At 36.9% G+C, this 15,561-nt stretch carries 17 protein-coding genes; 2 read left to right on the top strand and 15 right to left on the bottom strand.

Annotated elements, in window-relative coordinates:
• Positions 1-68: 68 nt before the first annotated feature.
• Positions 69-893: a hypothetical protein gene (locus ACFQ13_RS13215; protein ID WP_386118091.1), complete on the bottom strand. Its 825-nt coding sequence runs from the start codon at positions 891-893 to the stop codon at positions 69-71.
• A gap of 108 nt (positions 894-1,001) precedes the next feature.
• Between ACFQ13_RS13215 and ACFQ13_RS13210 the strand changes: the two genes are divergently transcribed.
• Positions 1,002-1,487: a CBS domain-containing protein gene (locus ACFQ13_RS13210; protein ID WP_386118089.1), complete on the top strand. Its 486-nt coding sequence runs from the start codon at positions 1,002-1,004 to the stop codon at positions 1,485-1,487.
• Here the strand turns inward: ACFQ13_RS13210 and ACFQ13_RS13205 are convergent.
• The 14 genes from ACFQ13_RS13205 to metG form a co-directional block, all read right to left on the bottom strand.
• On the bottom strand, positions 1,484-1,834 hold the full coding sequence (locus ACFQ13_RS13205; RefSeq protein WP_114307965.1) for a hypothetical protein: 351 nt from the start codon (positions 1,832-1,834) through the stop codon (positions 1,484-1,486). The genes ACFQ13_RS13210 and ACFQ13_RS13205 overlap by 4 nt on opposite strands.
• A gap of 39 nt (positions 1,835-1,873) precedes the next feature.
• The gene (locus ACFQ13_RS13200; RefSeq protein ID WP_386118087.1) at positions 1,874-2,518 is read right to left on the bottom strand and encodes a spermidine synthase; all 645 of its coding nucleotides are present in this window, start codon (positions 2,516-2,518) and stop codon (positions 1,874-1,876) included.
• 20 nt (positions 2,519-2,538) lie between these two features.
• Positions 2,539-2,814, bottom strand: a complete 276-nt coding sequence (locus tag ACFQ13_RS13195) for a hypothetical protein (RefSeq protein WP_114307963.1) — start codon at positions 2,812-2,814, stop codon at positions 2,539-2,541.
• Between the two features lie 212 nt (positions 2,815-3,026).
• Positions 3,027-3,461 carry a PH domain-containing protein gene (locus tag ACFQ13_RS13190; protein WP_386118084.1) on the bottom strand — a complete coding sequence of 145 codons (435 nt, stop codon included), beginning with the start codon at positions 3,459-3,461 and terminating at the stop codon, positions 3,027-3,029.
• A 50-nt stretch (positions 3,462-3,511) separates the two neighbouring features.
• Positions 3,512-4,354: an aldo/keto reductase gene (locus ACFQ13_RS13185; protein ID WP_386118082.1), complete on the bottom strand. Its 843-nt coding sequence runs from the start codon at positions 4,352-4,354 to the stop codon at positions 3,512-3,514.
• Between the two features lie 228 nt (positions 4,355-4,582).
• Positions 4,583-5,143, bottom strand: coding sequence for a cupin domain-containing protein (locus ACFQ13_RS13180; protein ID WP_386118080.1), 561 nt, complete (start codon positions 5,141-5,143; stop codon positions 4,583-4,585).
• Between the two features lie 408 nt (positions 5,144-5,551).
• Positions 5,552-5,728, bottom strand: coding sequence for a hypothetical protein (locus ACFQ13_RS13175; RefSeq protein ID WP_181858341.1), 177 nt, complete (start codon positions 5,726-5,728; stop codon positions 5,552-5,554).
• An 85-nt stretch (positions 5,729-5,813) separates the two neighbouring features.
• Positions 5,814-6,332: a ferritin gene (locus ACFQ13_RS13170; RefSeq protein WP_386118078.1), complete on the bottom strand. Its 519-nt coding sequence runs from the start codon at positions 6,330-6,332 to the stop codon at positions 5,814-5,816.
• An 86-nt stretch (positions 6,333-6,418) separates the two neighbouring features.
• Complete coding sequence (locus ACFQ13_RS13165) at positions 6,419-7,321, bottom strand: histone deacetylase family protein (protein WP_386118076.1); 903 nt, start codon at positions 7,319-7,321, stop codon at positions 6,419-6,421.
• Positions 7,321-9,441 carry a Tex family protein gene (locus tag ACFQ13_RS13160; protein ID WP_386118074.1) on the bottom strand — a complete coding sequence of 707 codons (2,121 nt, stop codon included), beginning with the start codon at positions 9,439-9,441 and terminating at the stop codon, positions 7,321-7,323. Before ACFQ13_RS13160 ends, ACFQ13_RS13165 begins: the two co-directional genes overlap by 1 nt.
• A gap of 86 nt (positions 9,442-9,527) precedes the next feature.
• The gene (locus ACFQ13_RS13155; RefSeq protein ID WP_386118072.1) at positions 9,528-10,235 is read right to left on the bottom strand and encodes an OmpA family protein; all 708 of its coding nucleotides are present in this window, start codon (positions 10,233-10,235) and stop codon (positions 9,528-9,530) included.
• A gap of 62 nt (positions 10,236-10,297) precedes the next feature.
• Complete coding sequence (locus ACFQ13_RS13150; RefSeq protein WP_386118070.1) at positions 10,298-10,768, bottom strand: lipocalin family protein; 471 nt, start codon at positions 10,766-10,768, stop codon at positions 10,298-10,300.
• Between the two features lie 97 nt (positions 10,769-10,865).
• Positions 10,866-12,299, bottom strand: coding sequence for a hypothetical protein (locus ACFQ13_RS13145; protein WP_386118067.1), 1,434 nt, complete (start codon positions 12,297-12,299; stop codon positions 10,866-10,868).
• Between the two features lies 1 nt (position 12,300).
• Positions 12,301-14,361: a methionine--tRNA ligase gene (gene metG, locus ACFQ13_RS13140; protein WP_386119454.1), complete on the bottom strand. Its 2,061-nt coding sequence runs from the start codon at positions 14,359-14,361 to the stop codon at positions 12,301-12,303.
• 100 nt (positions 14,362-14,461) lie between these two features.
• Here metG and ACFQ13_RS13135 point away from each other — a divergent pair, with 100 nt between their 5' ends.
• A complete protein-coding gene (locus tag ACFQ13_RS13135; protein WP_386118065.1) occupies positions 14,462-15,466 on the top strand; it encodes a S66 peptidase family protein in 1,005 nt (334 codons plus the stop codon).
• Positions 15,467-15,561: the final 95 nt, after the last annotated feature.

Here is a 15,561-nt window from a genome sequence, read left to right as displayed (position 1 = left end):
ATGTATTAAAAATAATGGGTTAAATCTATAAAAATTAATAGGAATTGGTCTTAAAAATCTATTAATTTCTAGGGTTCTACCAGAAAGGTATAGTTTAATGCTTTACGGGTTTCTGTACTTTCAACCTGTTTTCCTTTACTGTTTTGATCGGTTTTAAAGCTAGGAAGTGGAAGTTTATGGGCTTTACAATATGCCGTATAGTAGGCTGCTTTTGTAGGGTGCTTAGGATAAACAGCATGAAAGGTTTCTCCCCAAAGTCCCTGTTTAATTATAGCGGTAATAATTCCAATAACATCGGTTTTATGGACTAAATTAATAGGAGCTTCAGGGTTTGTTAGGTTGGTTTTTCCGGATAGGAATTGTCCAGGGTGCCGTTGCTCATCAACAAGACCGCCACAGCGTAGAATACTAGTTTTAAAATTTTTGTTTTTCAGAAGTAACTGTTCTACAGCTCCAAGTTGTTTGCCACTTTGGCTTTGTGCGTTAGGAGTGGTGTGTTCTGTAATAACAGGGCATGTGGTCTCATCTTCAAAGACACTTGTAGAGCTTATAAATAGCACATGATTGAGGCCTTTTTTCTCAAGTTCAGGAATTAAAAGTTCAATCTCAGCCACATGATTTTTATGCGGGTTTTTTCTTAATCCTGGAGGGATATTAATAATGAGGGTATCACTTCCTGTTAAAAAGTCGGGATAAGAGGCACTTATGGTCTTAGGCGTGAGCTCTACGAGGTAAGGCGTAATATTTTGTGCTCTAAGCTGTGCTAATTTTTTATCAGAGGTGGTAGAGCCTTTAACGGTACATCCGAGGTCTACCAAGGTTGTGGCTAAAGGAAGGCCTAGCCAACCGCAGCCCATAATGCTAATTTGAGTTTTCAATATTGATCTGTTCATTAATAGTTTTAAAGGTAGTTAATATTTCTGGCTTGAAAATTCCATTTTTATAAGTCATTAATTTTCAGTAACTTTAAGTTTATCTCTAACAATTTAAACAACACTATTATGGGAATCAAAAGCTTTCAAGGAGCTCGGAAACAGCAGCAGGTTAACGAGATCAGTACGTTACGCGTAAGGGACTATATGTCTACCAATTTAATTACGTTTAGGCCGGAGCAATCCGTACAAGACGTCGTAGAATCTTTAATACAACACAAAATTTCTGGGGGGCCAGTGGTCAATGAACGCCAAGAGTTAATCGGTATTATTTCTGAAGGGGATTGCTTAAAACAATTGAGTGATAGCCGTTATTATAATATGCCTTTAGAACATGATACGGTGGCTAAGCGTATGATTGTAGATGTAGAAACCATTGACGGTAATATGGATGTTTTTGATGCCGCTAATAAGTTTTTACAATCAAAACGTCGTCGTTTCCCTATTGTTGAAAATGGAAAACTCGTTGGGCAAATTAGTCAAAAAGATATTTTAATTGCGGCCTTGCAACTTAAAGGTGAAAACTGGAATAATAGTATTAAGAAGAGTTCCTAATCGTCGCGTTTTACTAAGGCATAATAGTCGCCCTCTAAAGGAAGGTAACCTTGGTCGTAGACAAAATAATAGATGGTGCCTGCCTTAGTGGTATACAAGCTTGTAAAATAATTAAAATCGAAGCCTTTTTCTATAAGTTTGGCTCTAGAGCATTTCATCTTTTTGTTAGGATTTAGGGCCTCTAGGATTCTGTAGTTTTTTCTTAAGCGATTATTGGTATTCCTAATAAGATTTTTAGAGTCTTTGTTGAGACGGTTGTTTTGCGAATTTCTACAGCCGTCGCTGCAGTATTTTTTATCAATTCTGCCGACAATAACATCACCACATTCCGGACATTTTCTTCGCATAATGTAAAATTAAGTGTTTACAATATACTAATAAAATGCTTATAAACCATTGGCAATGATAAGGGTATTGGTGTTGTTTACTTTTTTATAAACCTGAACTTGGTAAACTTTCGTTTTGAGAAACTGGACCAAGTCGTCAATTTTAGAGGCATTTTTAGCTTGTACGGAAGCGTTAAAAAGAATACAACCTTTAGACGATTTGGAGGCCAGAACCTGTGTCCAAAACGTTTCACTTAAAAACGTATCGGGAACCGACAAATCAATATAAAGATCCACAATAATTAAGTCGAATGCTTTTGAATTCGCTGTTATAAATTCAAAAGCATCCGCACAATGTATTTTAAGATTTTTGTTTTCGGTAATACCAAATTCATGTTTAGCAATCTCTACAATAACAGGGTCAATTTCTACGGCCTCAATAGGGTTAAGGTAGTTAAAATCGTCTCTTAAAGTTTTTATCACGCTGCCGCCTCCCATACCTAGAATAAGTACAGAGTGCACATCTGAAAGATTTAGTTTTTGAAGTCCAATTTTTAAAATGCGCTGTAAAGAGCCGTAACTATAATTGGCATTTTTAGAATTCAGATGTTTTTTGCCATTATACCAAGTAATTTCTAAATCACCACTGTAAGCAGAAGTAATTGTTTTTGTAACCGGGTAAATATAACTTAGCATGCGTTTCATAGAGCTGCTAAAGGTAAGGCTTATTCTACTTGCTCTTTGTTTTTTGACTTATTGTATTTTGTGTAGCTGATATTTTTCTTGTCTAAGATGGCATAAAAGCGTCGTGATGAAATTTTTAAATCTCTATTAATTTCACTGACTTTTTTCTTTCCCTTTTTATATAAGGTTAAGTTCTCGTTGACTTTTTTGTTGAAATAATAGTCTTTTAGTTTTTCAACAACTTCTAATTCGGTGAGTTTCGATTGGCTTGCGTAGCTTTCTACTTCTTTTCTGACATTAATTAAATTTGTTTTCATATAGGGGTTTTTAATGGATTAGCATTTTGGGTAGGGGATGCTATTGTATTTACGAAATTATAAAATAATTCTTAATTAAACCAATATGACCGTAAAGGAACCTTTTTTTAGGATGAACTCCCCAAAAAGCCCATTTTTAAGGTCATTTTTACCTCAATATTGTGATTTTTCTTACCTTAAAAAGCTAATAATGAAATATTTTAGAGGTTTTTTTAATTCTCTATGCGATTTTCAATCTTCGGATTTAATTGCTTTAAATAGGCGGCAAATTCTGATTTGTTTTTAGGGGATAAAATGATCTCATCAAACTTACCATATCTAATTTCTATACGATCAAAAGATGCTGCAGGTGAACTTATAACATTTGAAGATTTAGCAATAGAGGTGATGTTTTTTATAGGAATAGGTTTATAACGGATAAACCCACATTTTATAATAAGGTACTGAGGCGTTATAGTGTAAGTGGTATTAAAAAATAGATAAACAATAAACCCATAGACCAAGCTAACCATAACAAATAGACTAATGATATTTATGCTAATACCATCGGTTAAAAATATGGGGATTATAGACCCATAAAACACTAAAAATAGGATAGCGAGTAATCCATAAGATATTTTACTGTAAAATGTTTTGCTTTTGGTCATAGGCTGAGTAACGGGCGCATTAAAAATTGTTTTACGTTGGAGTATAAGTGTTAAAATTCTATGCTGTCTGGATCTAAACCTGAAGCTCCAATGCTGTCTAAGGCATTAATAGCTTTCATTTCAGAATCTGAAATTTCAAAGTCAAAAACCTCAAAATTGGCTTTAATGCGGTGTGGTGTTACAGATTTAGGTAGGGGGACCACACCATTTTGTAAGGCCCAACGGATACAGATTTGAGCTTCTGATTTGTTGTGAGCTTCTGCAATTTCTTTTAATAGGGGGTGGTCTAAGACTTCACCTCGTCCTAAAGGGCTCCAGCCTTCTACCTGAATGTCATTAGTCTTGCAAAAATTTACACATTCTTCTTGTATAAAACCAGGATGGTATTCAATTTGGTTAACCATGGGTTTTATCGTGGTCTCTTCAAGCAAAGCTTCTAAATGATGTGGCATAAAATTGCTTAAGCCTATGGCTTTTATTTTTCCGTCCTTGTAGAGCTTTTCCATGGCCTTCCATGTTTCAGCATTAAGGGCTTTCCAATTGTCAAATTGATGAGCAGCAGCGGGCCAATGAATTAAATAAAGGTCTAAATAATCGAGTTGAAGATCTTTTAAGGTCTTTTCAAAAGCCTTTATCGTGCTGTCGTATCCGCGTTCTGAATTCCACAATTTACTGGTCACAAAAAGGTCTTTACGGTCAATACCAGAAGCTTTAATACCGTCTCCGACGCCCACTTCATTATCGTAAATGGCGGCCGCATCAATATGACGATAACCGGTGTCTACAGCTTTTTTTATGGATTGAATAGCCGTTTCCCCATCGGGAGTTTTCCAAGTCCCAAAACCAATAGAGGGGATACTAATGCCGTTGTGTAATGTAAAATTGTTGGTCATAATTTTATCGATGTTTTTATTATGTTTTGATGGCATTGATGACGATTGCCATCGAGACGACTTGAGATGAGGTGCTTCTTTTTAAAGCAGTCGATAGGGTTTAAATAAGACGTCTATCTTCTCATCTAAAGATTCTAATTTAAAAAATAATAATGACAACAAGGCATTTTTATGAGGTTTTATAAGGGTTGAACCCTAAGCAAGATATCCTTTTTGCACTCGCAGAACTTACACAAAATTAACACCGTGTTGTGCACAAATTTTGCTAACCAGTTCCATATTAGGAGGTCCGGGCGGTAATTCTGCTAAGGCCATAAACATCTGTTCTAGACCTGCAGGAAATATGCTTAAGATGGCTTTTGCTTTTTGATCACCTATAACCTTCCAAGAGTGGGGGATGCCTCGAGGACAAAATATAAGATCGCCCGCGGTTAAGGTGCTAGTTTTTTCTCCAATACTCATGGCAACTTCACCTTCTAAAACCTGAAAGACTTCGTCTTCGTTGTCATGTACATGGGCAGGGATACCAATTCCTGGATCGTTATACTGCTCTATTAAGGTGTATTGACCGTTGGTGTCTTTGGCGGTTAACTTAATGTTCTGTTGGTCGCCTAAAACATTCAACTTAAGGCCTTCTTTGTGTTTAACAATTTTTGGTGTTTGTTTTTGTAAGGGGGAAGCGGTCGTGCTGCTTTGGTTTGCTGGCTTTTCTTGTGCGGAGAGGATTGGCAATGTAGCCAAAGCTCCTATGCTAAGCGCTGTGGATTTAATAAAGTCATTTCGGTTCATAATGCGTGTTATTTAAAAAGGTTGAACGTGCTTTAACTAAGGGAACCTCAGTACCCTTTTAATAAACATAAGGAGTAATCATGGTCGTCAATGATTGTTGCTTAGAACCTTGTTGAAGCCTTTGTCGCTCTTGTTCTAAGGACTTGTAGCCTAAACAAGGCTTGACCAGCTTTGGTAGTTTTGCTAGGGGAGGGCTTTTACGTTTCACACAAGAACATAAATGATTGGTTAATGTCTTACGTGAAGAACAATTAAAAGTACAATAAAATTTTTAAATTCTAGAGATTTGTGGGTTTTAATAAGTTGTAGATTAGGGTTTTAAGTGTGGTTTAGGTTTGTAGATTCAGAAAGGACTAGCCATAAAAAAGCCCAAAGTAGAAGCTAAACTTAGACTTTGGGCTTTGTAATTTAAGCGACTTTTTTGAGCAAATCAAAACAAGGACATTTTTTACAACGCTTGTTTTCAGATTTTTTAAATTTCTTACAGCATTTAGATTTTACTTTACTGCTGTGGTCTAATCCGGAGGCTTCAAGAATTTTAAGACGTTCTTTTTTAAGCTTCTTGTTTTTCTTTTTTTTACCCATAATTAACGTTCCTTTTTCAGAGGCGCTCTATAATTTCGAGGGCAAAAATAACTATTTATATTTAATCTAAATAGAATTTAACATTTTAAGCCTCAGGGGTTTCTGCGGCCGAACTTACCGTGAGTTGTTGTATGTCTCTATCAAAGAGGTATAAACCACCTTTATCATCACCAATCATTTTCACCTTATCTAAGATGGTTCTGGCCGTTGCTTCTTCTTCAATCTGTTCTGCAACGTACCATTGTAAAAAGTTATGTGTAGCATAATCCTTTTCTTGTAGCGCAATATGAACCAAATCGTTGATGCTTTCAGAAACGAAAATTTCATGCTCTAATAAGGTTTCAAACATGGATTTATAAGATTCAAAAGTAACGTTAGGCGCATTTAATTCTGATACATGGGCATGTCCGCCACGCTCGTTAACAAACTTGACTAACTTAAGCATGTGCGTGCGTTCTTCATCAGATTGGTCGTACATAAAATTAGAAATGCCTTCTAAACCTTTCACTTCAGCCCAAATGGCCATAGCTAAATACGCTTGAGAAGATTCAGCTTCAATTCTAATTTGTTTATTAAGGGCGGCTTCAATCGTTTTTGATAACATAGGATGCGGTTTTCTTTCAAAGATAAGCATAGTTCATCCTATTGTAAAATATTTCATTGAAATTGCTTTCGTACAAATAGGACCTTTTAAAAGAATAGCTCTTGGGCCAATCGGAAGGTGTTGGCATGCGCATTTACAATGGTTTTTATCTCCGGAGAATAACCACCACCCATACTACACATAACCGGAATTTGGTGTTTTTGGCAAAGGGCTAATACAAATTGATCACGTGCTTTACAACCTTCAATAGAGAGACTCAACTGGCCTAACTTATCGGACGCGATGACATCTACGCCGCATAAATAATATATAAAATCGGGTTGTTGTTCTTCAATTAACCTAGGAAGTGTGGCTTTTAATAGGCTTAAATAATGGGCGTCTTCGGTGTGCTTTTCTAAGGCAATATCAAGATCACTCTGTTCTTTTTTAAACGGATAATTGCTTTTACCGTGCATGGAAAAGGTAAATACTGAAGGATCATTTTGAAAAATTTCAGCCGTTCCGTTGCCTTGGTGCACATCGAGATCTACAATTAATATTTTTTTCGCTAAGCCTTTATGTTGAAGGTACCTTGCAGCAATTGCTTGATCGTTTAGTAAACAAAAGGCCTCGCCGCGTTCTGAAAATGCATGATGTGTACCGCCAGAAATATTCATGGCAATACCATTTGTTAGCGCAAATTCACTGGCTTTAATCGTACCATCTGCGATTATAATTTCGCGTTCAATTAAAGTTCTACTGAGAGGAAATCCAATTTTTCTAGCAGCGCGTTGGTCTAAGGTTAAATTGACTAAATCGTAATAATAGTCTGGGCTATGCACCGCTACAATATGTTTGTCATTGGGTTTCTCAGGAGTAAAGAAATTGTGATGCTCGCAGGTGCCTTCGTGTAGAAGTTGTTCGGGGAGCAGCTCATATTTTTCCATAGGGAAACGATGCCCTACGGGTAAATGATGTTTGTAAATGGGGTGAAAGGCTATTTTTAACATTAACTGATTAGTTTAAGTTGTATACGTTTTCGCGCCACATCAACTTCTAAAACTTTCACAATAATCTGCTGATGCAAGTGGACATGTTCATTAACGTCTTTAACAAAGCTATCCGATAGATTTGAAACATGAATTAAACCACTCTCTTTAATACCCACATCTACAAAGCATCCAAAATTGGTGATATTATTAACGATCCCTGGTAATAATTGCCCTTCGTGCAAATCGGATATCGTTTTTATGTTCTGATTAAAGCTAAATACCTTGGCTTGTTCTCGGACATCTAATCCAGGTTTCTCTAACTCTTTTATGATGTCTTGAAGCGTAGGCAAGCCCACTGTATCGGTATAATATTTTTTTAAATCAATTTTTTGAAGCTTCGCTTTTTGTCCAATAAGATCTTGGAGTGAAATCCCTTCATCTTTGGCCATTTTTTCGACCAGTTTGTAGGTTTCTGGGTGTACAGAAGAGTTGTCTAAAGGATTTTTAGCATCGCGAATCCTTAAAAAACCAGCGGCCTGTTCAAAGGCTTTTCCGCCCAAACGTGGTACTTTTTTAATTTGGCTTCTCGATGTAAAAGCTCCGTTTTCGTTTCTATAATTAACTATGTTTTCGGCGAGCTTTGGTCCAATACCCGAAACCGAACTCAACAATGGGATACTGGCGGTATTAATATTTACACCAACGGTATTTACACAATTTTCAACCACCACATCTAATTCTTTTTGAAGTTTGGTTTGGTCTACATCATGTTGATATTGCCCTACGCCTATAGATTTAGCGTCAATTTTTACCAATTCTGCTAAAGGATCTTGCAAGCGTCTTCCAATCGATACCGAACCACGAACGGTGACATCGTAATTAGGGAATTCGTCACGGGCAATTTTTGAAGCCGAATAAATACTTGCCCCAGCTTCACTTACCACAAAAACCTGAATGTCGTTTTTAAATTGAATTTTCCGAATCAAGGCTTCCGTTTCACGCGATGCCGTTCCGTTACCAATGGCAATGGCTTCAATTTTATAAGCTTCGGCTAAGGAAGAAATCTTTTTTATTGCACCATGACTGTCATTTTTTGGCGCATGCGGGTAAATGGTTTCATTGTGTTTTAAGGCCCCTTGGGCATCTAAACACACCACTTTACAACCGGTTCTAAATCCTGGGTCTATTGCTAAAACGCGTTTTTCGCCTAAAGGCGATCCTAAAAGCAATTGCTTTAAGTTCTTTGCGAAGACGGCAATGGCAGCTTCATCAGCTTTATCTTTTGCTTTATTAAGGGTTTCTTTGCTTAAAGAAGGGTATAACAAGCGTTTGTAAGCGTCTGAAATGGCCAATTCTATTTGGTCTGCACAGGCATTCTGACTGCGTATAATACGGCGGTCTATTTGTTCTAAAGCTCCTATCTCATCAATTTCTATTTTCACGCGTATAAAGCCTTCGCTTTCCGCTCTTAAAATTGCGAGTAATCGGTGCGATGGAATACGATTTAAGGATTCTGACCAATCAAAATAATCTCGGAATTTCTGCGCTTTTTCCTCATCTTTTTTCGTCTTAATGACTTTTGTGGCAATTTGCGCATGCCGCTCTAACTGATGTCGTAAACCTGTTCTAATATCGGCACGTTCATTAATCCATTCGGCAATAATATGTCGGGCACCTTCTAAAGCTGCGTCTGCAGATGGCACGTCGCTATTGGTATATTTATTGGCTATAGAAGCGATATCATTAGCCTTTTGGCTCATAATAATCTTAGCCAAGGGTTCTAAGCCGTGTTTACGAGCGGTCTCAGCTTTGGTTTTTCGTTTTTTCTTATAGGGTAAATAAAGGTCTTCAAGCACAACAAGATCTTGTGCCGCTGTGATGTTTTGCTTTAGGGTTTCTGTTAAAACACCTTGTTCTTCTAAGGCTTTTAAAATAGCGGTTTTCCGTTTTTCTAGCGCTTCAAATTGCTCCTTGTATTTTACAATATCACCAATTTGGACTTCATCTAAATTTCCGGTAGCTTCTTTTCTGTAGCGAGAAATAAAAGGAATGGTACAGTCATCATTCAGTAATTGAATGGTGCTTTTTATATTGGCTTCAGCGATTTGGCTGCGTTGCGCTATGTATTTTATCATCATAAAAAAAGACCTTATACGGTTTAAATTATAAGGTCTGTAATATATTTAACTCCGCTGTAACGGCCGAATAGTTTTAGAAAAAATTATTAATTAGATCCGGCTTCTTGTTGCGCTTGTTGTACCATGGTTTCATTAGGTACAATGGCAATATTAACACGTCTGTTTTTAGAACGGCCTTCTGCGGTAGAATTATCGTACATCGGTTGTTCTTCTCCAAACCACTCGGTAGTAAATCTTCCGCTGCTTAAACCTTTACCCATTAAATAATTGGTTACGGCTTGCGCTCTGTTTTTAGATAAGGTCATATTGTAAGCGTCGTTACCCGAACTGTCGGTATGGCCTACCACGAGAATGTTAGTTTCTGGGTATTCTGAAAATACGGCTGCTAATTTATTGAGGGTTTCTTGCGACTTGGCGTTGATGTTATATTTTTCAGTATCAAAATAAACACCACTTTGTTCATCAAAAGTTAAAACAATACCATTGTCTACACGCTCTACAGTAGCACCAGGAATTTCTTCTTCAATTTCTTGGGCTTGTTTGTCCATTTTATTCCCGATTAATACACCGGCACCACCACCAACAACACCACCAATAACGGCTCCTAATTCGCTGTTGTTTCCATCACCAACATTATTTCCAATAATGGCACCTAATAGGGCACCTCCAGCAGCGCCAATGACACCACCTTTTTGTTTGTTATTCGCATTATCTACCGCTTTACAGCTGGTCATTAACACTAAGCATAGTGAAAGCGTTATAGCAAAATGGGTTTTATATTTTAAAAGTTTCATATCTGTATATTTTTAGGTCTTATTAATTAATTATCCTTCTTTTTTAAAGGGGTTTATGGGGTTTAATATTTAGAGAAATTCATAGTTATGGTGATGGGTTTACCGTCTAAGCTAACCACTTGTTGCCATTGCATATTTGTTTCAGAAAGGGCGGTAAGTTCTAAACGATAACCAACATTAGTTTCCGATTTGCCTTTAGCATCCGTTGGTTTTAAAAGGAAGTCGTAAAGTCCAGTAGTTTCATCAATTTCATCTATAGTGAAATTAAAATAGCGTTGTTCTGATGGGCAATTTATTCCAGATAGGGTATAAGTTCCGGTGAAATTATTAGGTACAAACTGCCATGTACTATTTTCAAAACAAGCTTGTTCAGCATCATTAAGTAATGAAATTTTAAGATCGCCAATGGCTGAAGAGCTCACGGATGTTAGCGTCCAATCGCCTTTAATTGTTTTTTTAGCTTGTTTTACGGTTTTTGAGGCTCCACAAGCCAAAAAGCAAACCGTTAAACATAATATTGCAAGTTTTTTCATGATTTTTTAGGTAATGATTCAAATCAAAATTAGCAAAAGTTCAGAGGAGAGATTACTTGTAAAGGAAAAAATATTGATGCAATTGGTAAGGCTAAGCTTAAAATTTTAGGAGTGTGTATTCGCTTTCTTTTAGGTTGAAGACCCCAAAGTAAAGTTCATTATTATGAAAGAAAACATCCTCTGCGGTGAGGTAAGCTTTGTCGCTTTTGTAAGCTGTAATTTTATCAAACGCATTGCTTTCAATCGCTCCTTCTATATGGTTGAAGTTTGAATCTAAAATTGTGTTGAAAAACGTTGACTTTGTTACCGTATAATAATTGTAGCTTTCGTAGGTCGTGTTAAAGGAAATAAAGCCAGTTTTACTCATCGTTGGGGTGCTTACTACCGGAATAATACCACTCGTATTTATTTCAAGGTAGCCGCCTAAGGTTACGTAATAAACCTTATTAGACAACTGAACATTGATCCCTAGGTTTCCTGCCGAGATTTTTCTTAGATATTTTGAGGTTTGTTCTAATTTTCTAGTATTAACAAACGGAATGGCGGTGGCCCCTTCTTGAATTATAGGTGAACTTTTAAAGTCAATAGTCATGGCCTTACTCACATAATAATCTTTAATAAGCTGCCCTTCAAAATCTTTTATTTCAAAAGCCATTTCCGCTTTAGAACTTGCAATTTGGTAGATTTTATTTTGAAAAATATAAGAGTTGAATTTTTTAAAGCTGTCGTTAATTCGTGGTTTCGGGTAAGGGTAGCTTTTTATCTTTAGGTCTAAAGTCTCTAAATTTATAGTATAGAGAAGCGTAGCGGTTTTATCATTATCGAAAGTAAGGTATAGCGTTTCCTCATCTTGATAAATTTTATTAGCGCTAGAGGCACGTTCTATAGAACTCGGTGAGCGCGGATCAATCTTAGTGATATTTGGCGCTTCGTTGCCTGATAATACAAAGGCCCCTATGGCTACTTTACTACTGATAAGAGAGGTTTCGGCATTGATTTCTTCAAGCTGAAACGTTTTAAGCCGTTGAAAGGTGAAGTTTGAATCGAGTTGCCTTATGCTTAAATTAGAATAATTATCGCCCGTTAAGATATAGAGCTCATTGTTATAGGTGATGGCCTCTAAAAATAATTCGCCTTTTTCAAGATTTAAAGCCACTTCAGTCGTAGAACTTGTCTTGGTACTAAAGTCTAAATGAAAGATCGCAAACTTTTTGTGATTCTGATTGGTGTAAAGCACATTATAGCGTGTGCCTTCTACACTGTAGCCTAATACTTCGTTGTATTTAGATTTAATATTGGTCGTTTGAAATTGCTCTAGTTGTTCAAACTCTGCATTAAATAGATAAGCGGCAATGGTTTTACGTTCTATAATAAGAAGTGCTAAGTCCTTAGTAATCGCGTTGCTTAAGTTGTAAGAATCTTTGTTAACCCGTTTGGATAGGTCTTCGTTTTTAAAGGATACAACCCGTTCTTGACCTTGTAGATTGAAGTTCACTATAAGGATAAGAACGAGAAGGTATCTTTTTATCATATTAACTAATTTGAAGTCCGTTGCTTACACCATCTTTAGTGTCATCTGGATTTACAAAAACTAAATGACCTGCTTGGTCTTCGGTCATTAAAATCATACCCTGACTCTCAACACCTCTTAATTTACGTGGCGCTAAGTTTACTAAAACGGTAACACGTTTTCCAATAACCTCTTCCGGAGAAAAGCTTTCTGCAATACCAGACACAATAGTACGGGTGTCAATACCGGTATCTACCTTTAAGACTAAAAGCTTTTTGGTTTTTGGCATTTTTTCAGCTTCAAGAATAGTGCCTACACGGAGGTCTAGTTTCGTGAAATCTTCAAAAGCAATCTCTTCTTTTTGTGGTTCTACAGCTTTGTTAGCCGCTTCGTTCGCTTTTTTACTGGCGATTAGCTTTTCTAATTGGGCTTCAATTTGTGCATCTTCAATTTTAGAAAATAACAATTCAGCTTTACCAATTTGATGCTTTGCAGGGATAAGGATGTCTTTTGTAGAAATGCTTTCCCAATTGTTTGCGTCCGTATTTAAAATACCTTTTAGTTTTTCCGAAGTAAACGGTAAAAACGGCTCTGATAAAACGGCAAGAGCTGAAGCAATTTGTAAGGCTACAAACATCACTGTTTTGGTACGAGCCTCATCGGTTTTAATGGTTTTCCATGGCTCTTCGTCTGCTAAGTATTTGTTTCCTAGTCGCGCTAGGTTCATCAATTCTTGACTTGCTTCTCTAAAACGGTAACGTTCTATAGAGCTAGAGATCACAGAAGGATAGGCTTTTACGGCTGCTAGTGTTTCTTCATCAATAGCATTGTACGCTGAAGGCTCAGGTATAATGCCGTCGTAATATTTATTGGTTAAAACCACCACACGGTTAATAAAGTTACCAAAGATGGCTACCAATTCATTGTTATTTCTGGCTTGAAAATCTTTCCATGTAAAATCGTTATCCTTAGTCTCTGGTGCATTAGCGGTTAAGGCATAACGCAACACATCTTGCTGATTAGGGAAGTCAATTAAATAATCGGGTAACCAAACAGCCCAGTTTTTAGAGGTTGATAATTTCTGACCTTCTAAATTTAAGAACTCATTGGCAGGGACATTTTCTGGTAAAATATAAGAGCCTTCTGCTTTTAGCATTGACGGGAAAATGATACAGTGAAAAACGATATTATCTTTCCCGATAAAGTGTACCAGTTTTGTGTCTTCATCTTTCCAGTAATCTTCCCAGTTTTTACCTTCGCGCTCAGCCCATTCTTTGGTTGCAGAGATGTAACCAATTGGAGCATCAAACCACACGTAAAGTACTTTTCCTTCACCACCTTCTACAGGAACCGGAATTCCCCAGTCTAAATCTCTAGTTACCGCACGTGGGCGTAAGCCATCATCTATCCATGATTTTACTTGACCGTAAACATTAGGTTTCCAGTCTTTTTTATGACCTTTTAAGATCCATTCGCGTAAAAATTCTTCGTGCTTATTTAGGGGTAAAAACCAGTGTTTGGTTTCTTTTAAAGTAGGAACATTTCCTGTGATCGCCGATTTAGGATTAATTAAATCCGTAGCGTTTAAACTCGATCCACAGCTTTCACATTGGTCACCATAGGCTTCTTCATTACCACATTTAGGGCAAGTACCGGTCACAAAGCGATCCGCTAAAAACTGATTGGCTTCTTCGTCATACAATTGCTCCGTAACTTCTTCTACAAATTCGTTTTTGTCGTAAAGTGTTTTAAAGAATTCTTGAGCCGTATCATGGTGAATTTTCGCCGTAGTACGTGAGTAATTATCTAAGGAAATACCAAAGTCTACAAAGGATTGTTTGATAATAGCGTGGTACTTATCCACAATATCTTGTGGGGTTACGCCTTCCTTTTTCGCTTTAATAGTGATAGGCACACCATGCTCATCACTTCCACAAATAAAGGCAACATCATTACCGGTTAATCGTAAGTATCTAGAATAAATATCTGCAGGCACATAAACACCGGCTAAATGTCCAATATGAATTGGGCCGTTAGTATATGGTAATGCTGCGGTTATGGTATATCTTTTAGACATGTGTATTTTGTTTTTTGAAGCTACAAAAGTACGCAATATATAAGGGATTTAGAAAAAAAATGTACTTTTACAAAAAGCACTATTTATGACTTTTAGACCACTACTTATGTCTCTTATTTTGGCTGTTATTTTCTGTGCTCCAACAGAAATACAAGCGCAATTAGAAACGCCACAATCTATGGAAAACCCTTCAGCATATATACAACCTCCTTATTTAAAAGCCGGTGATACGGTAGCTATTGTAGCGCCATCAGGAATTTTAAAAAACAGAGCCGATGAGGTGGAACATGCCGTACAACTTTTAGAGCGTTGGGGCTTGCATGCTGTGGTAGGGAAACATGTTTTTAGTAAAGCTCATCATTTTGCAGGAACCGATGCGCAACGTTGTGAAGATTTACAAAACGCTATGGACGATCCAAAGATCAGTGCCATTTGGTGTGCACGTGGTGGTTATGGTACGGTAAGGATCTTAGATCAATTAGATTATACTACGTTTAAAAAACATCCAAAATGGCTTATTGGGTATTCCGATATTACAGCTTTACATAACCAAATGCATCAGCAAGGATTTCAATCTTTACACGCCTTAATGTGTGTGAGTTTACCTAAAGATATAACTGAAATTAAGGAGACGGTTGCCACTTTTAAGTCAACTATATTTGGTCAGCCTGTAGATTACACCTTAAAAGGGTCTAGTTATAATAGAGAAGGCGAGGCGTCTGGCGTTTTAGTGGGAGGGAATCTTACTATTTTACACACCATGTTAGGTTCTAAAGAAAGTATAGATACCTCGGGTAAAATTCTTTTTATTGAAGAAATAGGCGAGTATAAATATCATGTAGATCGTATGCTACAAAGTATGAAACGTGCCGGTTACTTTGAAAACTTAAGTGGTTTGGTTGTTGGAGATATGACTAAGATGCGAAAGAACACGACGCTTTGGGGAACTTCTGTAGAGCAGTTGATTTTAGATGCTTTATCGGAATATGATTTTCCGATTACATTTCATATGCCTGCGGGTCACGAAAAAGACAATCGTGCATTGGTGTTAGGAAAAGAAGTGAAATTGGTTGTGGGTAAAACACAGTCGACTTTAAAATATTCAAAATAACTTTTTTTGAAATTTATAAAATAGAAATCCACCTAAAAAATAGAGTCCGACATCTATAAGATCTGTGGTGTAACGTGCATTTGTTTTTGGTAGGA

Origin of the sequence: Winogradskyella rapida, from assembly GCF_042675845.1 — a bacterium.
In the GTDB taxonomy this organism is placed as follows: Bacteria; Bacteroidota; Bacteroidia; order Flavobacteriales; family Flavobacteriaceae; genus Winogradskyella; species Winogradskyella rapida.
The sequence above is the reverse complement of the archived record's forward strand: the minus strand, read 5'-3'. Positions and strand labels throughout refer to the sequence as shown.